At 68.0% G+C, this 23,816-nt stretch carries 18 protein-coding genes; 6 read left to right on the top strand and 12 right to left on the bottom strand.

Features of this window, described 5'->3' with window-relative positions; translation table 11 throughout:
* Window positions 1–7: 7 nt before the first annotated feature.
* From IEX89_RS20345 to IEX89_RS20320, 6 genes are read right to left on the bottom strand one after another with little or no spacing between them, the layout of a single operon-like run.
* A complete protein-coding gene (locus IEX89_RS20345; RefSeq protein ID WP_188915105.1) occupies window positions 8–805 on the bottom strand; it encodes a class I SAM-dependent methyltransferase in 798 nt (265 codons plus the stop codon).
* 25 nt (window positions 806–830) lie between these two features.
* Window positions 831–1,979, bottom strand: a complete 1,149-nt coding sequence (locus tag IEX89_RS20340) for a hypothetical protein (RefSeq protein WP_188915104.1) — start codon at window positions 1,977–1,979, stop codon at window positions 831–833.
* Window positions 1,980–2,026: 47 nt separating this feature from the next.
* Complete coding sequence (locus IEX89_RS20335; protein WP_188915103.1) at window positions 2,027–2,758, bottom strand: SDR family NAD(P)-dependent oxidoreductase; 732 nt, start codon at window positions 2,756–2,758, stop codon at window positions 2,027–2,029.
* On the bottom strand, window positions 2,755–3,507 hold the full coding sequence (locus IEX89_RS20330) for a sulfotransferase-like domain-containing protein (RefSeq protein ID WP_188915102.1): 753 nt from the start codon (window positions 3,505–3,507) through the stop codon (window positions 2,755–2,757). The genes IEX89_RS20335 and IEX89_RS20330 overlap by 4 nt, the downstream gene beginning before the upstream one ends.
* Window positions 3,508–3,518: 11 nt before the next feature.
* On the bottom strand, window positions 3,519–4,772 hold the full coding sequence (locus IEX89_RS20325) for a transaldolase family protein (protein WP_188915101.1): 1,254 nt from the start codon (window positions 4,770–4,772) through the stop codon (window positions 3,519–3,521).
* Window positions 4,773–4,796: 24 nt separating this feature from the next.
* Entirely contained in the window at window positions 4,797–5,525 is a 729-nt protein-coding gene (locus IEX89_RS20320; protein WP_188915100.1) for an HAD family hydrolase, read from the bottom strand.
* A gap of 325 nt (window positions 5,526–5,850) precedes the next feature.
* On the opposite strand from IEX89_RS20320, the gene IEX89_RS24290 reads away from it, so the two are divergent.
* From IEX89_RS24290 to IEX89_RS20305, 3 genes are all read left to right on the top strand, one after another.
* Window positions 5,851–6,477 carry a CGNR zinc finger domain-containing protein gene (locus IEX89_RS24290; protein WP_210317685.1) on the top strand — a complete coding sequence of 209 codons (627 nt, stop codon included), beginning with the start codon at window positions 5,851–5,853 and terminating at the stop codon, window positions 6,475–6,477.
* A gap of 339 nt (window positions 6,478–6,816) precedes the next feature.
* The gene (locus IEX89_RS20310; RefSeq protein WP_188915099.1) at window positions 6,817–7,803 is read left to right on the top strand and encodes a TAXI family TRAP transporter solute-binding subunit; all 987 of its coding nucleotides are present in this window, start codon (window positions 6,817–6,819) and stop codon (window positions 7,801–7,803) included.
* Window positions 7,804–7,886: 83 nt separating this feature from the next.
* Window positions 7,887–10,142: a TRAP transporter permease gene (locus tag IEX89_RS20305; protein WP_244645604.1), complete on the top strand. Its 2,256-nt coding sequence runs from the start codon at window positions 7,887–7,889 to the stop codon at window positions 10,140–10,142.
* Between the two features lie 15 nt (window positions 10,143–10,157).
* Here IEX89_RS20305 and IEX89_RS24650 read toward each other — a convergent pair whose 3' ends face one another.
* Complete coding sequence (locus tag IEX89_RS24650) at window positions 10,158–12,272, bottom strand: methyl-accepting chemotaxis protein (protein ID WP_194483505.1); 2,115 nt, start codon at window positions 12,270–12,272, stop codon at window positions 10,158–10,160.
* Window positions 12,273–12,424: 152 nt separating this feature from the next.
* A complete protein-coding gene (locus IEX89_RS20295; protein WP_188915097.1) occupies window positions 12,425–14,146 on the bottom strand; it encodes a methyl-accepting chemotaxis protein in 1,722 nt (573 codons plus the stop codon).
* Window positions 14,147–14,455: 309 nt separating this feature from the next.
* Here IEX89_RS20295 and IEX89_RS20290 point away from each other — a divergent pair, with 309 nt between their 5' ends.
* Entirely contained in the window at window positions 14,456–15,295 is an 840-nt protein-coding gene (locus tag IEX89_RS20290) for a DUF2189 domain-containing protein (protein ID WP_188915096.1), read from the top strand.
* A gap of 106 nt (window positions 15,296–15,401) precedes the next feature.
* On the opposite strand, the gene IEX89_RS20285 is transcribed toward IEX89_RS20290, so the two are convergent.
* On the bottom strand, window positions 15,402–15,821 hold the full coding sequence (locus IEX89_RS20285; RefSeq protein WP_188915095.1) for a hypothetical protein: 420 nt from the start codon (window positions 15,819–15,821) through the stop codon (window positions 15,402–15,404).
* Between the two features lie 99 nt (window positions 15,822–15,920).
* Between IEX89_RS20285 and IEX89_RS20280 the strand changes: the two genes are divergently transcribed.
* A complete protein-coding gene (locus IEX89_RS20280) occupies window positions 15,921–16,184 on the top strand; it encodes a helix-turn-helix domain-containing protein (RefSeq protein WP_244645603.1) in 264 nt (87 codons plus the stop codon).
* Here IEX89_RS20280 and IEX89_RS20275 read toward each other — a convergent pair.
* A complete protein-coding gene (locus IEX89_RS20275) occupies window positions 16,163–17,086 on the bottom strand; it encodes a DUF4435 domain-containing protein (RefSeq protein ID WP_188915094.1) in 924 nt (307 codons plus the stop codon). The genes IEX89_RS20280 and IEX89_RS20275 overlap by 22 nt on opposite strands.
* A gap of 3 nt (window positions 17,087–17,089) precedes the next feature.
* The gene (locus IEX89_RS20270) at window positions 17,090–18,457 is read right to left on the bottom strand and encodes an AAA family ATPase (protein WP_188915093.1); all 1,368 of its coding nucleotides are present in this window, start codon (window positions 18,455–18,457) and stop codon (window positions 17,090–17,092) included.
* Between the two features lie 1,157 nt (window positions 18,458–19,614).
* On the opposite strand from IEX89_RS20270, the gene IEX89_RS20265 reads away from it, so the two are divergent.
* Window positions 19,615–21,897, top strand: a complete 2,283-nt coding sequence (locus tag IEX89_RS20265; RefSeq protein ID WP_188915092.1) for an NADP-dependent malic enzyme — start codon at window positions 19,615–19,617, stop codon at window positions 21,895–21,897.
* A gap of 6 nt (window positions 21,898–21,903) precedes the next feature.
* Here IEX89_RS20265 and IEX89_RS20260 read toward each other — a convergent pair whose 3' ends face one another.
* Complete coding sequence (locus tag IEX89_RS20260) at window positions 21,904–23,745, bottom strand: cation:proton antiporter domain-containing protein (protein ID WP_188915091.1); 1,842 nt, start codon at window positions 23,743–23,745, stop codon at window positions 21,904–21,906.
* Window positions 23,746–23,816: the final 71 nt, after the last annotated feature.

Genomic DNA, 23,816 nt, shown 5'->3' with positions numbered 1-23,816 from the left:
CGGGGCCTCAGGGCCGGCGCGCGACGTGAATGACGAAGTCGGTGGCGTAGATGTCGAAGACGCGCTTGAAGTCGCCGAAGGTCTCGACCGCCTCGAAGCCGGCATCTTCCAGGAGGCCGCGCATCTCGTTCTCGAGGACCGGGTAGACCTCGAGCGTATAGGTCTCGCGATCCGCGAAGTCGTAGCGGAAGCGACAGAGCGTCTCGTCGGCGTGATCGACGCTGACCTTGGCGCCGGTGCCGCAATAATAGAAATTGCCGCTCGACTTGTAGCGATGCGCCCGGATGGCGTCGAAATTCCGATGGTCGAGCATCAGAAGCCCGCCGGGCGCGATGCGGGCGGCGAACTCGCCCAGCACGTGGCGGCGATCGCCCGCGTCGAACAGGTGCGGGAAGGAACTGCCGAGGCACACGACGGCGTCGAACGTGCCGGTCACCTTGGTGCCGAGCTCGCGCCAGTCGGCGTGGATCGCCTCGAGCGTGTGCCCGCGCCGCGCGGCGTTGGCGCGCGCCTGCTCCAGCATCGCCGCGCTGCCGTCCACCGCGACGACCTCGAAGCCCGCCTCGATGAGCGCGACCGAGTGGAAGCCCGTCCCGGCCGCGACGTCGAGGACACGCCGCGCTCCCGCCGCCCGCAGGCGCTCCACGAAGAAGTCGGCCTCCGAGGCCTTGCGACGATCCCAGTCGATGAGGGCGTCCCACTTGTCGACGAAACGGGGCACGTATTGCTCGGCGAAGCGCTCGGGCGCGGGGCGTGCGTCGCCGGTGGGCGCCGGCGCGGGCGCGAGGGTCTGCGTGTCGGCCATGATCGGCCTCCTGTTTCCGAGATTGTCAGGAATACCGGTCGGCGAAGGCGCGATACTTGGAGCCGAGCTCCTCGGCCCAGTCCTCGACGTCGGCGAGCGCCATGCGCCGGCACTCGTAGCCGAGCATCGACTTCATGATCGCCATTTCGGGCTCGGTGAACACGACGGTGCCGTCGTCCTCGATGGCCTCGATGCCGTCGGCGCGCTGGCAATCCTCGTTGATGCGGATCGCCTCCGCGCGGTCCAGGCTCTCGTCGAGATCGAGCACGCCGCCGTCGCGATAGACGCGCACCGGATAGCCGCCGGGCAGACCGTCCGGCGCCGGAGCGTGGGCGAGGATGCCGCTGTCGGTGGCCATCGCCTCGACGACGCGCACGGCGGAGGAGGCCGTGAGCAGCTGCCCGGCGACGCCGCCGAGCCGCTTGAGGCGCCCGTTCAGCTGCGAGAACACGGCCGAATGGTCGAGCTCGCCGTCGAGCCGCTGGCCGCCGACGCGCGCGGTGAGGTGGTAGGCGCCGCGCCCCGCATCGCCGAAGCGCGGGACGTAGTGGCTGAAGTAGTGCTGGGCCACGAGCCGCAGCTCGACGTCGGCGACGTCCTTGCCGGTGACGTGCGCGACCCCGTAGGTGAGCGCGGGGATGATGTTGGCGACGTTGCCGATGCCGATCGTCGGCGCGAGGCCGACCTTGGCGAGGACGGGCCCAACCGCGTCCGGGAAGGCGGCATTGACCACCTTGGCGTCGACGCCCGAGCGGCGGACCGCCTGCATCAGCTTGTAGTTCAGCGTGAGGTGCATGGGCAGCCAGGGCCCGAACTGCGCCTCGTCGAGGGCCTCGAACACCGCCGCCGGCAGGCCGGTGATGACGCGCCACGATTGGAGCGAAGCCCCCATGAAGACGATGTCGGGGCGCACCCGCGCCAGCGTCTCGGCGGTGGCGTCGATGTCGTCGAGATCGATGCCGACCGCCTCGATCTCCGGGACGTGGCCGAGATTGTGGGCGGTGAAGCGCACGAGGTTCGCGCGCCGGCGCACCGTCTCGACGTCCCGCCCGGCGAGGACGAGACGGTTCGTGTCGGGGTCCTGGGCGAGCAGCGTGAGGACATTGCAGGAGAGGTCGCCCATCCCGACGATCATGATCGTGGGCTTGCCGTCCTCGAGATAGGTACCAGGCATGATCTCGTCTCCTTCGGGCGCCGTATCGGGCCTCGCCGGGTCTGTCGTCAGCGGGGGTAGCAGCCGTTGTCGGCGCGCAGCACGGCGCCGGTCATGGACTTCGCGTCGTCGGAGAGCGCGTAGGCGCAGATGCGCGCGACGTCCTCGGGGAGGATGTCGTAGTCGAGCATCTCCTGGCGCTTGTATTCCTTGTAGCGATATTCCGGGATGCGATCGGCGATGGCCGTATTCACGATGAGCCCGGGAGACACGACGTTCACGCGGATGTACGGCGCGAAGTTCATCGCATTCGACTTGGTGAGGCCGATGACGCCTGCCTTCACCGTGCCGTAGAGCGCGTCCGACGAGCCGACCTCGCCCGCGACCGAGGCGAGGTTGACGATCGCGCCTCGCCGCTCGTGCGGCAGCAGGTGCCCGGCGAAGGCGCGCGAGAGCCACACGGGGCCCTTCACGTTGACGGCGATGACGCGCTCGATGGTCGTGTCGTCGTAGTCCCACACGGGCCGGCCGAGGTAGAGCCCGGCATTGTTGACGAGGCCGTCGACCTGCGGGAAGGCGGCGAGCGTGCGCTCCATGAAGGCGTCGCACTCGGCGCGCACGCCGACGTCGCAGGTGGAGACGGCGAGCGGGCGCCCCGCATGGGCGTCGCGCAGGCTCGCGAGGCCGGGCTCGTCGATGTCGCTCGCGATCACGGTCATGCCGCGATCGAGGAGGAGGCCGACGAGGGCGCGGCCGACGCCGGCGGCGGCCCCCGTGACGATGACGGTCGAGACGCTCATTCCGCTGCCTCCTTCACCGGCGAGATCCGGTATTGGTCGAGATGCTCGTAGAAGGGCCTGCAATAGGCGACGTAATCGCGCAGATGCGGCAGGTCCTCGTAGGTGTAGCGATAGGCCTTCTTCGGCTTGCCGATGCCGCTCGAGCCGATGACGTCCTTGTGCCAGCCCTCCCAGGTCGACCATTCCGGCCGTGTGCCGGCATCCCAGCTCAGCGCCTCGGGCACGAGGTCGATGCCGGTGCGGGCGCAGAAGGTGGCGATGGTGCCCTTCGGGTCGTCGGCGAGATCGGCGGCGTTGACGACGAGGGGGATCTCGCCGGTGAGCTCGACGACGAAATCGAAGAGCCGCGCCTGCTGCTCGTAGCCGAGCGTCTCGCGCGTCACGTCGGGATGGACGTTGGCGTGCGAGAGCACCGCCTCCTCCGGATCGCGGATGAGGAAGGTGTTGATCTGGCCCTTCAGGTAGTCGGGATCGGCGAGCAGGTGCTCCAGCGCGTGGTAGGGGAAGTCCTTGTGGAAGACGGGCTTCTCCAGGCGCGCGCGCTCCATCATGTCGCGCACCGCCTCGTAGGTGCGCGGATGGTCCGGGTCGGGGTTCTGGTGCGGCAGGGTCGTTCGGCTCTCGTGCACGAAGTAGACGTAGCTGAAGGCCTCGTGGAAGACCTTGAAGTCGCCGCGCTCCATGAAGGAGCGCTCGAGCGCGGTGGACATGGAGCGCGGGTGGCCCCACAGGGCGATGGAGAGATGCATCGTCGGCTCCCTCATTCGGCGGCGGTGGCGTAGGCGGGATCGAGCACGGGCTCGCCCGCCTCGGCCGCCTCCGGCGCCATCGCGTGCTGGGCCACGAAGTCGACGAGCCTGCGGGCGTTGCGCGCCACCTCGGCGTAGGTCGTGATGAAGGCGCCGTAATTGGCGAAGTCCTCCGGCGGCATGCCGTCCGGGTCGTAGGCCTTGGCGAAGTACGGCAGGCGCTGGAGCTTGCGCAGCGTCTCGGCGGGGACCTCGCGGTCGATCGCGCCGGGGTCGAGCTCGCCGCACTCGGCCTCGCGCCGCATCAGGTCGGCGACGAAGCTCGGCTTGCAGGTGTAGGCGATGGCCGCGCCGGCGGTCTCCTCGAGGTGCATGGAGAGCGCCCCAGTCTCGGGCGCGTCGGTCTCGAGCGAGGAGAGCAGCATCGTCACGGGATGCCCGTTCGCGACGATGGTGCGCTGGATGCGCTTGAGGATCGCGATCTCGGCCAGCCGGATCTCGCGCGGCGAGAGCGACATCCCGCGCGCGGCCGCCTCGTCGAGGAGATCGCCCTGCGTGCCGAAGCGCCCGATCATGTGCGTGATCACGGTGCGCCAGCGGCTCGTGTCGACGCCCTGGCGGCGCGCCTCCGCGAGGCCCGCCTCGACGGCGCGGATGCAGGCCGTGAACTGGGGCACGGAATAGGAGAGCGTGTTGTTGACGGAGATGCCGCGGGAGACGAGCCGGCGGATGGTCTCGTAGCCCTGGCGGGTGCCCGGCACCTTCACCATCAGGTTCGGCGCGATGCGGGCGAGCTGGAGGCCCTGCTCCAGCATGGCGTCGGCGTCGAAGATGCAGCGCGGGTCGAGCTGGCCGGAGACCCAGCCGTACTTACCGTTGGTGGCGCGCCAGAGCGGCAGCATCACCTGCGCCGCGCGCCGCAGCGCCTCCTGGTAGATGATCCAGTAGGTCTCCCGCACGTCGGGCCGCGCCTGGCGCAGATGCGCCTCGCGCACCTCCGGCGCCCAGGTCTCCGGCGCCTCGATGATGCTCTTGGCCATCAGCGAGGGGTTCGTCGTCACGCCGCGCACCAGCGATCCCGTGGGATGGGCGGTGTCGAGGAAGCGGTCGAGCTGGGCCGCCCAGCGCGTGCGCGTCTGCGCGTCCGGCGCCAGGGCGAGCGTGCTCTCCTTGAAGGCCGGGTAGACGAGGGGCGAGGAATCCCACCAGATCTCTGCGGCGGGGGCGGCGGCTTGCAGCTTCTCGAGGACGGACGGGAGGGGCATCGGTGCGCTCCGGGTTCGTGCTGGTCAGACGGCGACCGCGAGGGGGGCAGGCGTTTTCTGGTTTTCGGGCAGGACCGAGCCGGGCCGCCACTCGGCGAGGAGGCCGGGGAGCTCGGTCATGCAGGAGAAGGGGGTCGCGCCGGCATCGGCGAGCATCGGCGCGGTGTCGCCGGGGGCGTAGGCGAGGACGGTCATGCCGGCCGCGACGCCAGCCTGGACGCCGACGAGGCTGTCCTCGACGACGATGCAGTCCTGCGGCGCCGCGCCCATGTCCTTCGCCGCGTGCAGGAAGAGCCGCGGGTCCGGCTTCCAGTGGCCGACCTCGTAGGCGCTGTAGATGCGCCCCTCGAAATGCGGCAGCAGCCCCGTGAGCCCGAGCGTCTGGCGGATCTTCTCGCGCGGCGCGCTCGAGGCGGTGCAGAAGGGTGCCGCGATGCGCGAGAGCGCGCTCTCGACATGCGGGACGGCCTCGAGCTCCCGCTCGAATGCGGAAGCGGCGGCGCTGCGGAAGGCGGGGATGAACGCGTCGGCGATGGCGCGGTCGAGCCGCGCCTCGAGCTCGGCCACCCAGGTGGCGACCTTGCGGCCGCGCAGGAAGGCGAGCGCCTCCTCGTGGGTGAAGGACAGGCCGAGATCGGCGGCCATGACGACGAGGACGCGGGCGCTCACGGTCTCGCTGTCGACGAGGACGCCGTCGCAATCGAAGACGACGAGACCCGTGAGTGGCGTCTGCGCGGTGGGTTCGTTTCGCATGGCACACGATCTCCCGTCAGGGCGACGGCACGGCGGCCGCGCCCTGGTCTGCGTTCCAGGTCGCTGGTTTCGTGGGGTCGAGGATCCTGCCCGAGCGCCGACCCGTCGGCGTTCGTGCTCGTCGTGCCTCTGCGCTTCGTCGCGGGCGACCGTGACACACCCCCTGATCGTTCCGCAGCGCATGGCTTGGTTGTGTACGTAGTTATGCGAGCGCGCTTTATCCTGTCAACCGTATTTTGGGGGTTAATTGTCCGGGGTGTTGCACATAGGCGGTTAAGATGTAAAAATAGCCTTGGAAATCATCGACCTAACGAGGCGTCATGCCATGACTTTGGGATCACCGGTTGAAGCGCTCTTCGAGTCGGGCGCCCTCGCCCTGGACTTCGTGAACAGCACGACCGGCCGCGCACGTTCCCCTCGGCGCTGGGAGGACAGCCTCACCGACGCCTTCGCGACGCTGACCTGGCTGCGCGGACGCGAAGCGGTGGACGAGGCGCGCTTCCGTACGCTCGTGCGTCTCGCCGCGAGCGACGACGCCGCCTCCGAGGCCTTCATGCGCGAGGTCCGGGCGCTGCGCGAGGCGCTCTCCCGGATCTTCCGCGCGGCGATCGCCGGGCGAGCGCCTGCGGAGCAGGACCTCGCGGCGCTCGACCGTGTTCTCTCCGTTGCGCGCGGCCCGACGCGTCTCGCCTGGGGCGCGAACGGGCTCGTGCGCGCACAGGCGGGCGAGGGTGAACCGCGCCTGCTCGACGCGCTCGTCCCCGTCGCATCCTCCGCGGAAGCGCTGCTCACGGCGGAGCGCCTGGGCCGGGTGAAGACCTGCGGCTCGTCCACCTGCGAATGGCTGTTTCTCGATACGTCCAAGAACGGGTCGCGACGCTGGTGCCGCATGGACGTGTGCGGCAACCGCGAGAAGGGCCGGCGTCGGCTTCAGCGCGAGCGCGCCGCCTGACAGCGGCGAGACGACGCGCTTCGACCCGACGTCAAATCATCCCACATTGCACCGGCGTGGCTTGCCGCCACCTCGTATTCCCTCCTATCGTGCACGCAGCTTGGCCGAGGCGGTGAAAGCCGCCGCGGCACGCGCTCACACGCACGAGTGGCGCTACCCTCGATTTAGAGGGGTGCGACCATTCGGCAAGGGGGGACGCCGCGCTTGACGAGGTGCCCGATTTTCGGCTCGCCGTCACGCCCGCGAGGCTCGCGCCCCGCGGGGCGCACACGCGCGTCCGTTCCTCCGCGCACGGCCGAGCCCAACGCACGATAAGCGATCGACATGGAGAGGAACGCAATGAAGACGTCTCATCTCGTCTGCACCGCAGCCGCAGCCGCTCTCGCGCTGGGCGCCGGCGCCGCCGCCGCCCAGGACCGCTCGGGCTGGCCCTCCAGCTTCACCATCGGCACCGCCTCGCAGGGCGGCACGTTCTTCGTCTACGGATCGGGCGTCGCCAACCTGATCTCCGAGGAGCTCGGCGTGTCGGGCGCCGGCGAGGTCACCGGCGGGCCGATGCAGAACATGGCCCTCGTCCACACCGGCGAGGCCGCGCTCGGCCTGACGACGCTCGGCCCGGCTCGGGAGTCGATGGAGGGCAACAACCCCATCGCCCCGGGCCTCGCCATGGACAACGTCTGCGCCGTCTTCCCGATGTACGAGACGCCGTTCTCGATCACGGCGCTGTCGTCCTCGGGCATCGAGCAGATCTCCGACATCCCGGACGGCGCGCGCATCGGCTTCGGCCCGGCGGGCTCCACCTCCGACACCTACTTCCCGGCGATGCTCGAGGAGCTCGGCGTGAACTTCGAGCGCCGCAACGGCGGCTGGGACGATCTCGGCGGCCAGCTCCAGGACGGGCTCCTCGACGTCATCGCCTTCGCGGCCGGCGTGCCGGTCCCGGCGGTGAGCCAGCTCGAGGTCCAGACCGACGTGAACATCATCGAGTTCACCGAGGAGGAGCAGGCGCAGATCGTCGACGCCTTCCCCGTCGCGGCCTTCGACATCCCGGCCTCGACCTACACGACGCTGGAGGAGCCGGCCCGCGCCGTGTCGATGTGGAACTTCGCGATCGCGAATTGCGACCTGCCGGAGAGCTTCATCTACGAGGTCACCAACGTGGTGATGTCGGACAACGAGCGGATGATGGGCATCCACCGCTCCGCCGAGGCGACGACGGTCGAGAACGCCGACAAGAACACCGTCCTGCCCTGGCATCCGGGCGCGGCGCGCTGGTTCAACGAGAACGGCGCCTCCATCCCGCAGGACATGATCCACGGCGGCTGATCCGGCCGACCCCGACACGAGAAACCGCCCGCGCATCCCGCGCGGGCGGTCGCGACGCGACAGGACAGCGAGCGAGCGAGACGATGGCGAGCGACAAGATGGCCGGCAACAAGATCGCCGACGATACGCTCATCCTGGCGGAGGGCGTCGACGAGGAGCCCATCGAGAGCAACCGCCGGCTCTTCGGGCCGCGGCTCTACCTCGTCGTCGCGACGCTGGCGGCGATCTATGCCGGCTTCCACCTGGCGGCGCTCAACGGCCTGTCCATCTCCGACTGGACCGGCATCCGCCTGGGCTTCCTGCCCACGCTCCCCATGGAGACGTGGAACTTCCGCATCGTCCACGTCGCGGGCGCGCTGGCGCTCGGCTTCGTCCTCTTCGCCGGAACGCGCTTCGCCGACGACGCGATGGGCGAGACCCGCATGGTCGAGATCGCCGGCTGGATGCTGATGATCCCCGCCCTCTTCGCCTTCGGCGTCGCGCTCTGGTTCGCACGGCTCATCGACGGCGGCGTGATGTGGAACGGGCTCGACGCCACCATCAAGTTCCGCGAGACCTGGCTGTACGGCGCGCCGCTGCTTCTCGCGACGATCGGCGCCATCGTCCTGTCGTGGATGCACAAGCGCGAGCGCGCCCGCGTCACCGCGCCGGACCTCGTCCTCGCCGTGTGCGGCTTCGCGGTGGCGGCCTACCTGATCACCATCTACGGCACGCTGATGCGCAACTCGACCGGCACGCCCTTCGCGCCGATCGGGATCTCGCTCGCGGCCGTCGCCGGCACGCTGCTCATCATGGAGCTCACGCGCCGCGTCGCGGGCATGGCGCTCGTGATGATCTCCGTGATCTTCCTCGCCTACGTCTTCGTCGCGCCCTGGCTGCCAGGCTTCCTCGAGGCGCCGCGGGTGACGTGGCAGCGCTTCTTCAGCCAGCTCTACACGGACGTCGGCGTGCTCGGCCCCACGACGGCCGTCTCCTCGACCTACATCATCCTGTTCATCATCTTCGCGGCCTTCCTGCAGGCCTCGAAGGTGGGCGACTATTTCGTCAACTTCGCCTTCGCGCTCGCCGGCCGCGCCCGCGGCGGGCCGGCCAAGGTCGCGGTCTTCGCATCGGGCCTGATGGGCATGATCAACGGCACGTCCGCCGGCAACGTCGTCGCCACGGGCTCGCTGACGATCCCCCTGATGAAGAAGGTCGGCTACCACAAGAAGACCGCCGGCGCGATCGAGGCCGCGGCCTCCACGGGCGGGCAGATCATGCCGCCGATCATGGGCGCGGGCGCCTTCATCATGGCCGAGGTGACGGGCATCCCCTACACCGAGATCGCCATCGCGGCGATCATCCCGGCGATCCTCTATTTCGCCTCGATCTACTTCATGGTGGATTTCGAGGCGGCGAAGCTCGGCATGCGCGGCATGCGCGACGACGAGCTGCCCAAGCTCCCCGCGATGCTCAAGCGGGTGTTCCTGTTCATCCCGATCATCATCCTGATCGCGGCTCTGTTCATGGGCTATTCCGTCATCCGAGCCGGCACGCTCGCGACGGCGGCCGCGGCCGTGGTCAGCTGGCTCACGCCCTACCGGATGGGGATTCGCTCGATCCTCAAGGCGCTCGAGCTCGCCGGCATCATGTCGATCCAGATCATCGTCGTGTGCGCCTGCGCCGGCATCATCGTCGGCGTCATCTCGCTCACGGGCGTGGGCGCGCGCTTCTCCTCGCTGCTGCTGGGGCTCGCGGAGGCCTCCCAGCTGCTGGCGATGGTCTTCGCCATGCTCATCGCGATCCTGCTCGGCATGGGCATGCCGACGACGGCGGCCTATGCCGTCGCCGCCTCCGTCGTGGCGCCCGGGCTCGTGCAGCTCGGCATCCCGCTGCTGACGGCGCACTTCTTCGTGTTCTACTTCGCCGTCGTCTCGGCGATCACGCCGCCGGTGGCGCTCGCCTCCTACGCGGCGGCGGGCATCTCGGGCGCCAACGCGATGGAGACCTCCGTCGCCTCCTTCAAGATCGGCATCGCCGCCTTCATCGTGCCGTTCATGTTCTTCTACAACGGCGCGCTCTTGATGGACGGCACCTGGCTCGAGATCGCCCGCGCGCTGGTCACGGCGGTGGTCGGCGTCTTCCTGCTCTCCGCCTCGGTGCAGGGCTGGTTCCTGGGCGGACGCTCGCCCTGGTACATGCGCGTCCTGCTCGCGGTAGCGGCCCTCTTCATGATCGAGGGCGGGCTCGTGACGGACGCGATCGGCGTCGGGCTCGCGGCGGCGATCTTCTTCATCCAGAAGGCGTACCGCCCCCGCGCCGACGCCCCCGCCGCCGTTCCCGTACGCGGCGCGGATTGAGGGCGCTCGGCCGCCTCACGCGGCCCGCGCCGTCTCCTCCTCCTGCGTGATCGCGCGCACGAAGGCGTCGACCGCGCGGTCGAGGTCGCTGGCCTGGCTCGCGAGTTCGCTGGCCGAGGCGAGGACGCGCCCGGCGGCGGTCGAGGACGTCGCCGCGGATTCGTTCACGCCGACGATCGCCGCTGAGACCTCGGAAGCGCCGACCGCCGCCTCCTGGACGTTGCGAGCGATCTCCCGCGTCGCCGCGCCCTGCTGCGAGACCGCCGCCGCGATGGCGCCGGCGGTGGCGCTCAGCCGCTCGATCGTACCGGAGACCTCCGTGATCGCCTGCGCCGAGGCGCTCGTGACGCCCTGCATGCCCGCGATCTGGTCGCGGATCTCGACCGTCGCCTTCGCGGTCTGATCGGCGAGCCCCTTCACCTCCGCGGCGACGACGGCGAAGCCGCGCCCCGCCTCCCCCGCGCGCGCCGCCTCGATCGTCGCGTTCAAGGCGAGCAGGTTCGTCTGCTCGGCGATCTCCTGGATCAGCGTGACGATGGCGCCGATGCGCTCGGCGGTCTCGGCCATCTCCCGCACGCGCCCGGCGGTGCCCTCGGCCATGCGGGTCGCCTCGCCGGCGATGGCGGTGGAATCCTCCACCTGCCGGCGGATCTCGCCCGTGGAGGCGGCGAGCTCCTCCACCGCGGCCGCGACGGTCTGGACGTTCACGGCCGTCTCCTCCGAGGCGGAGGCGACGGCCGCCGCCTGGCCCGACGCCTCCTGCGACGTCGCGGTGAGGCCGCGCGCGGCGCCCTCCATCTCGCGAGCGGCGCCCGCGACGTGCTCGACGATGCCGCCCACGGCCTCGCGGAAGCGCGCGGCGAGCGCCGCGGTCTGCGCCTTGCGCGCGGCCGCAGCCTCGCGCTCGCGCGCGGCCTCGGCCTCGCGGTCGGCCTCGGCGCGGGCGATCGCGTTCGCCTCGATGCCGGCCACCGCCTCGGCCAGCGCGCCGATCTCGTCGGCGCGGCCGCGGCCGTAGATCGCGACGCCCGTCTCGCCGGCGGCGATGCGCGTCAGCGAGCGCGAGAAGCCGAGGATGGCGCGCGAGATCGACAGGCCGAGCCAGAGCGCCAGCACCGCGCCCAACGCGGCGAAGGCGGCACCGATGGCGATCGTCGTGGCGATGGTCTCGGCGATGCTCGCTTCTGAGGCCGCCTCCAGCGCGAGGCGGCGGGTCTCGCCGATCTCGGCGAGGGCCGCGACGCCGGCGGCGATGGCGCCGGCGCGGGTCTCCAGGCCGTTTGCGATCATGCCGCGCATGGGCGCGATGCCGCTGAGCCGGTTGACGTCCTCCGCCGTCGCGGCGAGCGCCTCGCGCAGGTCGCCGAGGCGCTCGCGGCTCTGCGCATCGGTGAGCGCGCGGTCGAGGCGATTGAGCCCCGCCACCGCCTCCGACATGGCGGCGCGAGCGCGCTCCGCGTCCGTGTTGTCGAGGTTCGTCGCGAGGCGCTGCACGTGGACGCGCGCCAGCATCAGCCGATCGAGGATCGTCGCGGCGTCGAGCGCGGCCTCGCCGCGTCCGGTCGCGGCGGCGTCCGCCATCGTCGCGAGGAGGAGCGTGCGCGCCCCCTCCCCGCTCGTATGCACGCGCTCGGCGATCGTGCCGACCTCTGTGGCGATCTCGCGCAGCGACCCGAAGCTGCGCTCGAGAAGCCCCAGCGCCTCCAGCGTCGCCTCGAGGGGCTCCGCCGCCGCCTCGTCCGCGGAGAAGCGTGCCTCGAGCGCCTCCGCCACCTCGCCGAGACGCGCCACCGCCGCGCCCGCGGCGTCTGCCGATTGCTCGCTCGTTTCCCTACGGAAGCGCTCGACGGCGTGGCGCGCGGAGAGAACGGCACGTTCCGCCTCGACGAGGAGCCGCCCCGCCGCCGCCGCCTCGCGCTGGCCCTCCGCCAGCCCGTCCACGGTCCGCAGCCCCTGCGCCGCCACGGCGACCAGGGCGACGAGCGCGAGAACGAGAACGGAGAACCCGCCGATGAGCTTCGCGCGCAGCGAGAGATGAACGCCCCGGCGCCTCCGCCCGGGAGCGGAGCGGGTCGACGAGGTGGCGCGGGCGCGGTTGCGGAAAAGCAGGCGGGAGAGGAGGCGCGGCACGGACGAGCTCCGGATTGGAGAACATGGGCGGTCGTGCATCTGTCGACCGGATATCCGAAGGTGGCGCCGTGCGTACTAATTCTCGGTTAATCGGTTACGTTGAGGCAGGCCGGGGTGGTATTCACCCGGCCTGCCGCGAGAGGCTTCGCCCCTCAGGCCGCCTTGCGCTCGCGACGCTCCGCCGCGACGCCTTCGAGGAAGCTCTCCACCGCCTCGGAGAGCTCCTTGGCCACGTCGGTCAGCGTGTCGGACACGCCCAGCACCGTGCGCGCCTGGCCGGAGGTCTCGTCGATCGCCCGGGTGACCTCGTCGACGTTCTGCGTCGCGTCCGAGGCGCCGCGCGAGGCGACCGCGATCGACGTCGAGATCTCCTTCGTGGCGGAATCCTGCTCCTCCACCGCGGTGGCGATCGCCTGCATGAAGCCGTCGATGTCGTGCACCGCCGTGCCGATGTCGCGGATGGCGTCGACGCTCTCGCGGGTCGAGCCCTGCACGGCGGTGATCTGCTCGGCGATCTGGTCGGTGGCCTTGGCCGTCTGGTCGGCGAGCTGCTTCACTTCCGCCGCGACCACGGCGAAGCCCTTGCCGGCCTCGCCCGCGCGGGCCGCCTCGATGGTGGCGTTGAGCGCGAGCAGGTTCGTCTGCTGCGCGATGGTGCGGATCATGTCGACGACGGCGCCGATCCGCTCCGCCGCCTCGGCGAGGGAGCCGACCTTGGCGTTCGTCTCCTGCGCCGTGTCGGTGGCGCGGCGCACGATGTCGGTGGCGCGGCTCGCCTGCTCGGCGATCTCGCGGATGGAGGCGGAGAGCTGCTCGGCCGCAGTCGCCACCGCCTGCACCTCGGCGTTCGCCGTCGAGGACGCCTCGCGGGCGGCGTTGGCTTGGCCCACCGCGAGCCCCGCGACCTCGCTGAGCGAGCCCGCGGTCTCGCGCATGGAGCGCGTGCCGTCGTTCACGCTCGCCAGCGCCCGGGCGATGATCTCGCGGAAGCGTGCGATGAGCTGCTCGAGCTGCGCCTGGCGCTCGCGGGCGCGGTCGCGCTCGAGGCCGGCCTCGCGCTCGAGGCGCACGCGCTCGGCCGCGTTGTCGCGGAAGACGACGACGGTGCGGGCCATGTCGCCGACCTCGTCGCGACGATCCGCATGCGGGATCTCCACCGCCGTGTCGCCGGTGGCGAGGCGCTGCATCGCGCGAACGAGCCCGTTCACCGGCCGCGTCACCGAGCGCCCGACGAGGAGCGCGGTGGCCATGGCGAGCACGCCCGCCACGAGGAGCGCGACGAGCGCCAGCGTCTGGAAGCCGGCGGCCGACGCGCTCACCTGCGCGCCGATGCGCTGGTTCGCGTCCTCCTGGAAGTCGATGAAGCGGTTGATGGCACCGAGCCAGTCCGTGAACAGCCCGCTCACCTCGCCGAGCAGGATCGCCCGCGCGCCCGCTTCGTCGCCCGCCTCCTGCAGGCGGACGATCTCGGCCACGAGCGGGTTGGTGCGCGCCTGGATCGCGGCGATGTCGGCGAGGATGTCGCGCTCCGCCGGCGAGGCGTCGACCTCCGCCACCAGCGCGGTCATCGCCTGCTCGTTCTGCGCATAGGCGGCGGCGAGGCTCGCGATCGTCGCCACCGCCTCGCGGCGCGCGCCGGGATCGTCCACCAGCACCACGTCGCGGATGGCGATGGCGCGGTCGTGCACGCTGCCGCGGAAGTTGATGGCGAAACGTTGCAGGCGGCTGTTGACCTCGTTGATCTCGGTGAGATCGCGGTCGAGCCGGTTCACCTGCGTGGTCGACACGAAGGTCAGCGCCACCATGAGCAGCAGCATGAACCCGAACCCGAGGGCCAGCCGCATGCCGATCCCGCCGTGCATCTTCATACCCATCGTCGGCTCCATCGTTTCCTGTGCGGCACGTACGTGCGCCACCGATGGAGCATCCGATAAATAGCGACGCACAACAGTTGATTAAAATGAACCCAGACTCCGCTTGCGCAGAGGAAAGCCCTTCCTTGCAGACGGGCGCGGAACCGCCGGCTTCGGGAAACCGCGAGATATCCGCGCGTTGGCCCTCGTCGCGCCGTCGCGGGCGCCCTACGTCGAAGAGACATCCGTCGGCGGGGCGCGATCGCGGCCGACGGCAAGAAGCCGAGAACGAGAGGACGACCGGGGGCAGACGCTTCGAGGGAGGCGCACATGCCGCACGCCACGACGACCTCATCCGGCGCCGTTCGCGCCACCGTCGCTTCGCCGCCGCGCCCGACGATCCGCGAGATCGCGCCCGGCGACGTCACCGCCGCGCTCCGGGAGGGCTGGCGGGACTTCCTGGCGAAGCCCTCCCACCTCTTCTTCCTGGCCCTGTTCTACCCGCTCTTCGGCATCGTGCTCGGCCTCGCCGTGTTCTCCGACAGCGGGTTGTGGCTCGTCTTCCCGCTGGTGGCGGGCTTCGCCATCGTCGGGCCGCTGGCCGCGATCCCGCTCTACGAGGCGAGCCGGCGGCGGGAGACGGGGGACGAGTGCACCTGGATCTCCTGCCTCGACGCGCTGCGCCGGCCGGGCGTGACCTCGATCCTCATCATCGGCCTCATGCTCGCCGCGCTCTTCGTCGCCTGGATCGCGAGCGCGCAGGCGATCTTCGCCGCCACCTGGGGCGCGACGCCGATCGCCGGCCCCTTCGCCTTCCTGGGCGAGGTCCTGACCACGCCGAGCGGCTGGGCGCTCGTCATCGTCGGCCACGCGGTCGGCGCCGCCTTCGCCGCGCTCGCCTTCTGCATCGGCGTCGTGTCGCTGCCGATGCTGGTGGATCGCGACGTCGGCGCGGGCATCGCGCTCGCGGCGAGCTTTGCGGCGGTGCGCGAGAACAAGCGGGCGATGACGCTCTGGGCGGCGATCGTCGCGGCTCTGCTCATCCTGGGCTCCGCCCCGCTGCTGGTGGGGCTCACCGTCGCCATGCCGGTCCTGGGCCACGCCACCTGGCGCCTCTACCGCCGCGTGGTGGACGAGAACAGCGTCGCGAAGACGCCCACGCGGGGGTGACCCCTCCTTCCCTGTAGGGGAAGGTGGCGCCGCGCGAAGCGCGGTGACGGATGGGGCACGCCGAGAGGCGTGTTCCGCGAAGCGGAAGCGGGAGCGCAAACCGCCCTCAGGCGAACTCCCCCCGCAGGTCCGCCCCCGCCGGCATCCAGTACCGCGCGACGCCCGCCGGCATCGGCGCGCGGCCGTCCTCGAGATAGGCGCGCAAGCCAGCGAGATGGCGCCGCAGCCGGCGCAGGTCGGCGCGCGGGGGCGGCTCGTCGGAGACGGCGATCGTCTCCGCGAGCCCGGCCGCGAGCGCGAGCGCGAACAGCGCCCCCTCCGGCGAGCGCGGCAGATGATCCGACGCCCGCCCGGCGATGTGGCCGAGCGTCAGGTCGATCTCGTCCACGACCTTGTGCATCCGCCGCCGCACCCGCTCGGAATCCGACGCGAGCCCGTCCCGCTCCACGACCTCCTTCCTCGCGATCAGCCGCTCCGCCTCCGCGCACAGGCTCGCGAGCGGACACGCGTCGACGCGCTCCGGCATGAGGGGTCTCCTCGTTGTCGGTTGATGGTGATAATCGTATAATCATGTCCGGCGGACGAAGTCAATACGAGATTTATCAGCTTTTGGGGTGTGCGGCGCGTGAAGGCCCGACGGATCAGCAGCGAACAGCTCCGCGCCGCCCGCGCGCTGCTCCGCTGGGAGCAGCGCGAGCTCGCCGAACGCTCCGGCGTCTCGCACCCCACGATCGCCCGGCTCGAACTGCAGCCGGGGCCGCTGAAGGGGTATCAGCGGACCGTGGACTTGCTGCGGGAGGCGTTCGAGCGGGAGGGGTTGGTGTTCCTGATGCCGGGGGAGGATGGTGGGGAGGGGGTGCGGTTTGGCTACGATTTTATAGCCGAGTGAACATACCTCTCCAAGGTATCCAGCCTCTTCAGATACCCGAACGAGTATTGCAGAGCCAACCGACCGAACATATCAGCTAGAAATCTGTACGACCGCCCCGTCTTTGCTTCTACTTGCTCAAGATGGTAAGCGCATATGCGGCGCATGACCTGAGAAAGAATCTTTCCACGTACCCATTGCTTGAAATCCATCTTCCTCATGACACGAGAGACACCCATCAGCTCTTTGAGGGAGTAAGACACATTGCCAAGTTCGAGTGCCATCATCATCTTCATTGATCTTTTCTGCATGCGAAAGTTTGCTGTTGAGAGATCAATTATTTGATCAATCTTGAGCTTATCGAAGTTGAAATCTACGCCTTTGCTACGCAGAATGGCCAACAAGGCCATAGGTCCCAGCATTACCTTCGAGACCTTTACCAAGGTATCGTTAATCTGTTTTTCGATACTCCTCAAATAATTTAAATTCGGCGCCGGCGCGGAAAACCGACGAAGGAGGTAAGAGAAGAACGTTCCATTCGCAAAATAGCTTTCGACGGAGTAATAATCAGTTCGATATACTTCGGCTTCACACCTACGCCCCAAAACATCATCGAAGTCACGATCCCGCAGATAGTAAATCGCTTTTGGTTGGACTGAAAGAGAGTACGCAGCTAGAGCGGACTTGACGCCAATGACACCTCTCCGCCCACCGCAGGGAAAGAAAAGAATACTAGATTCCGGAAACCATGCTGAGAAAAAATCAAAATAGAATGCTGGATCGTCTTTACCTTCAACGAAAATACACACAGATTTTTCATCATAATCAGACAATAATAGTTGGACAAATCCAGCGTTTGGATTAGACTGCTCTTTCATAAGCATTTGCTCGAAATCGGTGGAGCCGTCAGATTGTCTTGTCATCGCTTATTTCACCGTCAGCTTTCGCACATCTATGATTGACGAGCGTAGATCATTGTCGAATACGAAAGGACTGTGTGTCACTGCTAACACAAAACTACACCTTCTGGTAGCAAGTATATCGGGAAGGAATGTCTTTTGCCATGGCACCGATAATGAAAGCTCCGGCTCATCGATTAAAACCACGGTACCTTTCTCTTCTCGTAGAAGAAGATAGGCAAATACCGATACGATCTGCTTCTCTCCTGAAGAGAGCTCGCTAAGATTGATGTTATCACCCGAATAGTTGTCTACAATCGAAAATTCATAGTTTCTGTATTGTACCACCTTATTGCCGCTAAGATATCGATTGATTATCGCAACAAACTCGTTGAATGGCCTTTCTGCTTCCTGCATCTCTATATATACATTCAACATTTTCTCGACAAAAAAACCGAGGTACTGCATATCTTTATTCGGTTTGCCGACTTTCTTGACACGCAAGTCTTCAATCTTGCTTCTTAACTCGTTTTTATCTTCCGTCGACAGCAACTGATCATCAAGGCGCGATACAAACTCACTAATAACCGCAGAATTCATATCTCGAATACGGCCCACCGAATATTCTTTAATCGCACCTTTAACCATGTCTCTGATATATTCTTGCGCCGCATCATCGGATTTTGTCTTGGCTAATGAGTTTAGTGTCGAGGTGTGATTAGAAATGAGCTTGAAAATATCATCCATTCCAAAGCTAATAATCTCTTGAAAATTCCCACCCTGGCGAGCAGTCATCTGAGAGTCTGCAACACGGCTCCTGAAACGGTCTTCGATATCGGGAAATATCGAACTGAGGTCTTTCTCAATCCTGCGGTATGTTGGGAGATAAAGGACTCGCCCAATTTCTAGAGCTTCTAGATCCTGCTCGACCCTTACTAATTGCGAACGGAAAAGCCCTTCACTTTCATGAGCGAAATAGCGTCGAAAAGAATCAAGGTCAATTGCAGAAATCTCAAGCGTCTCAGCCAGCGATGACCGTTCACGGCTAGTAAGCTTATTGCCGGACAAAAATCGAGGTAAGAGTTTCTGTGCAGCAAGTTGATTATATATTCTCTTTAACCTCGGCGACATCTTTGCATAAGCGTCTACATTAAACAAATCTCCTTTGTGTAGCTCAATTTTTCCGGAGTTTGTAGTCAGAGAAACCTGCTGAAAATTGTACTCGGCCAGCCGAGACCATTGACGTGTAATAAAAAGGTAAAAAACGTTAAGGAAAGTACTTTTTCCGGAACCGTTAGGCCCTACGATTATCGATGTATCGCCGGTAAAATTCATCTCATAGTTTTTGTCTCCCAGTATTTTCTCGGCGCGGAAAGTGAGCAGTGAACTGAGCATCGACCTTTATCCAATCCCTCGCGTGCGCTCGACGACACTTACATTCTGAGAGCCTTATCGCAATCTCGAAAAGTCGAAATCTCGCCTTGTGTTGCGCGATTGCAACAGATTGTCTACCGCAAACGTGCTGTTTCGCCCAAAGGCTAAATTCAAGGCGAGCAGTGTCTACTCGCTCATTCTTACTTGATCCACTGTCGTCATATCGCTTCAAATACGGCCTCGCTGCACCTCGCCCCTAAGAGTGAATTCGGACTTCGCCTCGGCGCGGGCGGTGGGGCCGGTCGCCAGCATTGCGGGCCGGCTCGCCCCCTCCCCACCCTCCGGCCCGAAGGCCGTCGTCCTCCCCTGCGGGGAGGTGGCGGTGGTGGGCTGCAAACGCGCTGGTGCAGGATGCCGGGCCGCTTCTCATTCATGGCTGATGCGTCGGCGCAAGGAACGATCGTCGAACGAGAAACCGTAAAACAACCGAAACGATCAAGCTTGACAGATCACACGCACCCGCTTCCCATGCCGCCGATCGAATGGAATGCCAAGGCGGTCCAGCGTCTCGTGTCGGACATGGGCTCCGACGCCTGAGGGCGACAGCCTCGCTCGGTCAACGGAGGACAAGCGATGTCGTGGCTTCTGCCGCGCGTGAGCGTGTCCATCGATCTCCGCGTGGTGCGGAAGGCGAGCTGGAGCCTCGCCTTCCGCTTCGCCATAGGCGGTCGATGAAAACGAGGGGGGAGCGGAAACGCTCCCTCCTCACTCCGGGTGCAACCCTAGCACAGTCCGACCGTCCGGGGAAAGAGCGTTTCCTCGGAGCAGGGAACGGGGGATGACAGTGTCGGGCGCGCTCTCCCCTTGTCATCCCGGGTCGCGAAGCGGGCCCGGGACCCAGAACACGCATGGTTGGCCTCAGGGCGCGCGGGAGCGCGTCCGGCCACCGGGGGCCGATGCAGGCCGTTCGTGGCCGCGCGCGCTGTCGCGCACGCTATGGCGAGCACCTGTGTTCATGGGTCCCGGGTCGCCTTCGGCGCCCGGGATGACAGCTTTGGGCGCGCTCTCCCCCCACAAATCCCCCCAAAAAATCCCCCCTCCCAACCTCCACCTTGCCCCCCTCCCCCCTCCCGCGTAAGGTCCCGCTCCCCTTTCCATCACGAACCATCGGCCTCCTCATGACGACCCCGCCTCGCCGCACGCGTCCCACCTTCACGGATCAGGAGGCGCTCGCGTTCCACAGCCAGGGGCGGCCCGGGAAGCTCGAGGTGGTGCCGACGAAGCCCATGGCGACGCAGCGGGATCTCTCGCTCGCCTATTCGCCGGGCGTCGCCGTGCCGGTGAAGGCGATCGCCGAGGATCCGAGCCGCGCCTTCGATCTCACGGCGCGCGGCAACATGGTGGCGGTGGTGTCGAACGGCACCGCCATCCTCGGGCTCGGCAATCTCGGCGCGCTCGCCTCGAAGCCGGTGATGGAGGGCAAGTCCGTCCTGTTCAAGCGCTTCGCCGACGTCGATTCCATCGATCTCGAGGTCGACACGGAGGACGCGGACGCGTTCGTGAACTGCGTGCGCTACCTCGCCCCCTCCTTCGGCGGCATCAACCTCGAGGACATCAAGGCGCCCGAGTGCTTCATCATCGAGGAGCGCCTGCGCGAGTTGATGGACATCCCCGTCTTCCACGACGACCAGCACGGCACCGCCATCATCGCGGCGGCCGGGCTGATCAACGCGCTGCACCTGACGGGGCGCGACATCAAGGAGACGAAGCTCGTCGTCAACGGCGCGGGCGCCGCCGGCATCGCCTGCGTCGAGCTGCTCAAGGCCATGGGTTTCGCCCCCAACAACGTCGTGCTCTGCGACACGAAGGGCGTCATCTATCGCGGCCGCGAGAGCGGGATGAACCAGTGGAAGTCGGCGCACGCGGCGGCCACCGACGCGCGCTCGCTGGAGGACGCGCTAGCCGGCGCGGACGCGGTGTTCGGCCTGTCCGTGAAGGGCGCCTTCACGCCCGAGATGATCGCGGGCATGGCGCCCCAGCCGATCATCTTCGCCATGGCGAACCCCGATCCGGAGATCACGCCCGAGGAGGTCGCCTCGATCCGCGACGACGCCATCGTCGCCACGGGCCGGTCGGACTATCCCAACCAGGTCAACAACGTTCTGGGCTTCCCCTACATCTTCCGCGGCGCGCTCGACGTGCAGGCGACGACGATCAACATGGAGATGAAGATCGCCGCCGCGGAGGCGCTGGCGGCGCTCGCGCGCGAGGACGTGCCCGACGAGGTGGCCGCCGCCTATCAGGGCTCGCGCCCGCGCTTCGGGCGCGAATACATCATCCCCGTGCCGTTCGACCCGCGGCTGATCGCGACGGTGCCGCCGGCCGTGGCGCAGGCGGCGATGGATACGGGCGTCGCCCGCCGGCCCATCGTCGACAAGCGCGCCTATCGCGCGACGCTCTCGGCGCGGCGCGACCCCGTGGCCGGCACGCTCAACCGCATCTTCGAGCGCGTGCGCAAGTTCCCCAAGCGCGTCGTCTTCGCCGAGGGCGAGGAGGAGCAGGTGATCCGCGCCGCACTCTCCTTCGCCAACCAGGGGCTCGGCACCGCGATCCTGGTCGGCCGCGAGGACCGCATCCACGAGACGGCGACGCTCGCCGGCATCGATCTCGAAGGGCGCGAGAACATCCAGATCACCAATGCGCGCCTGTCGAGCCGCAACACGGCCTACGCGCAATTCCTCTACGACCGGCTGCAGCGCAAGGGCTACCTGTTCCGCGATTGCCAGCGCCTGATCAACCAGGACCGCAACCATTTCGGCGCGACCATGGTGGCGCTGGGCGACGCGGACGCGCTCGTCACCGGCGTGACGCGCAATTATTCCACCGCCATGGAGGAGGTGCGCCGCGTCATCGACGCGAAGCCCGGCCACCGCGTCATCGGCGTGTCGCTGTGCCTCGCCCGCGGGCGCGCGGTGCTCGTCGCCGACACCGCCATCCACGAGATGCCCTCGGCGGACGAGCTCGCCGAGATCGCGGTGGAGGCCGCGGGCGTGGCGCGGCGCATGGGCTACGAGCCGCGGGTGGCGCTGCTTTCCTTCTCCACCTTCGGCCAGCCCCGCGCCGAGCGCGCGGAGCGCGTGCAGGAGGCGGTGTCGATGCTCGAGAAGCGCCGCGTCGATTTCGAGTTCGACGGCGAGATGGGCGCGGACGTGGCGCTCAACGCCAACCTGCTCTCGGCCTACCCGTTCTCGCGGCTGAAGGGTCCGGCCAACGTGCTCGTCATGCCCGCCTTCCACTCGGCGGCCATCTCCACGAAGATGCTCCAGGAGCTCGGCGGCACCACCGTGCTCGGGCCGCTGATCGTGGGCCTCGACAAGCCGGTGCAGATCGTGACGCTCGGCTCCACGGACGCCGACATCGTCAACATGGCCGCGCTCGCCGCCTTCAACATCGGCGGCTGAGGCGGATCACTCCGCCGCCGGCCGCTCCTCGCCGGCCCGCTCCTCCTCGCCGACGAGGGCGCGCGCCTCCTCGTTGAGCGCGCGCCCCTTGCGGGTGGGCTGGCGCAGCGGCTCGGGCCGCATCGTCTTCTGGTGGAGGATGTCCTTGCCGGCCTCGATGCCGGCGAGCTTCTGCGCCTCGAGCCGCTCGAGGTCGCGCCGGCGCACGTCCGCCTCCACCACCTGCGCCCGCTCCGGCGAGACGCCGAGCTCGACGAGCACCTCGCGCCCGGCGCGGATCGCGCTCTCGAACGTGTCGCGCACGGAGAGCGTGATCCCCGCCTTGTCGAGCGCGATCGTGTGGGTGCGGTCGTAGGAGCGCGCGTAGATGGCGAGCAAGGGATAGGCCTCGCGCAGGCGCGCGCAGATGGCGAGGCTCTCGTCGGGGTCCTTGATGCACACGAAGACGAGGCGCGCCTCCTCGACGCCGGCGGCGCGCAGGACATCGAGGCGGTTGCCGTCGCCGAAATAGACCTTGAAGCCGAATTGCGCGGCATTGCGCACCCGGTCCGGCGCGCGGTCGATGAGGGTGGTCTCGACGCCCTCGGCGAGCAGCATCTGCGAGGCGATCTGCCCGAAGCGGCCGAAGCCGATGAGGATGGCCGAGCCGCCGGCGCCTTCGAAATCCTCCTCCATCCGCTCGGTGGGCGCGGTCGCCGCGAGCACGCGCTGGCCGAGCGCCGCGAGCGGCGGGCAGGCGACCATGGAGAGCGCGGCGAGCGCGATCATCAGGCCGACGTCCTCCGGCGCGACGAGGCCGAGCGCGCCCGCGAGCGGCGCGAGGACGAAGGCGAACTCGCCCGCGGCCGCCAGCACGAGGCCTATCTTCACCGCCTCGCGGGAGGTCGAGCCGGTGATCCGCGCGACCAGCGCCGTCGCCGCGATCTTCACGAGCAGGTAGAGCGCCAGCAGCGCCAGCACGAGATCGAGCCGCGCGAGGAGATCGGCGACGTCGATGAGCATGCCCACCGACATGAAGAAGAGCGCCAGGAGCAGCCCGCGGAAGGGCTCGACGTCCGCCTGGATCTGGTGGCGGTAGGAGGAGCCCGCGAGCATCACGCCAGCGAGAAAGGCGCCGAGCGCCATCGACAGGCCGGCCGCCCGCGCCGCGAGGGCGGCGGCGAGCACGACGAGGAGGGCGGCCGCCGTCATTACCTCGCGCGCGCCCGCGGTCGCGAGGATGCGAAACAGGTGATCGAGGACGTAGCGCCCGGCGAGGACGATGCCGACGACGACGCCGATGGCGAGGGCCGCGTCGCCCAGCGCCGAGCCGGTGGCGCTCTCGCGCAGAGCGGCGGCGCCGAACAGGATGGGTGCGAGCGCGAGCACCGGGACGGTGAGCACGTCCTGCGTCAGCAGCGCGGCGAAGCTGCGCCGGCCGTAGGGGCAGGCGAGCGCGTTGCGCTCCTCCAGGATCTGCAGGGCGATGGCCGTGCCCGAGAGCGCGAAGGCGAAGCCGACGAGGGCCGCCGCGGCGATCCCGAGGCCGAGGAGGTGCGCGACCGCCCCGATCGCGGCGCCGGTGACGAGCACCTGGCCGAGCCCGAGCCCGACGATGTCGCCCTTCATCGCAGCCAGCCGCGAGAGCCGCGTGTCGAGGCCGATGACGAAGAGGAGGAGCACGATGCCGAGCTGCGAGACGCCGAGCACCGAATCCGCGTCGTCGAAGACGCGAAGGCCCGAGGGGCCGATGACGAGCCCGGCGACGAGATAGCCCACCGCCGTCCCGAGCCCGAGCCGCTTGAACAGCGGGGGCGCGAGAACGGCGCCGAGGAGGAAGGCGAAGGCCTGGGGGAGATAGGCGTCCATGCGGGCTCCGAGGCGGATGCCCGCATGGTCGTGGGTTCGGCCGGCGAGGGCAAGGGCCGACAGGTGGCGCG

It is taken from the genome of Salinarimonas ramus (assembly GCF_014645695.1).
Lineage (GTDB): Bacteria > Pseudomonadota > Alphaproteobacteria > Rhizobiales > Beijerinckiaceae > Salinarimonas > Salinarimonas ramus.
The sequence above is the reverse complement of the archived record's forward strand: the minus strand, read 5'-3'. Positions and strand labels throughout refer to the sequence as shown.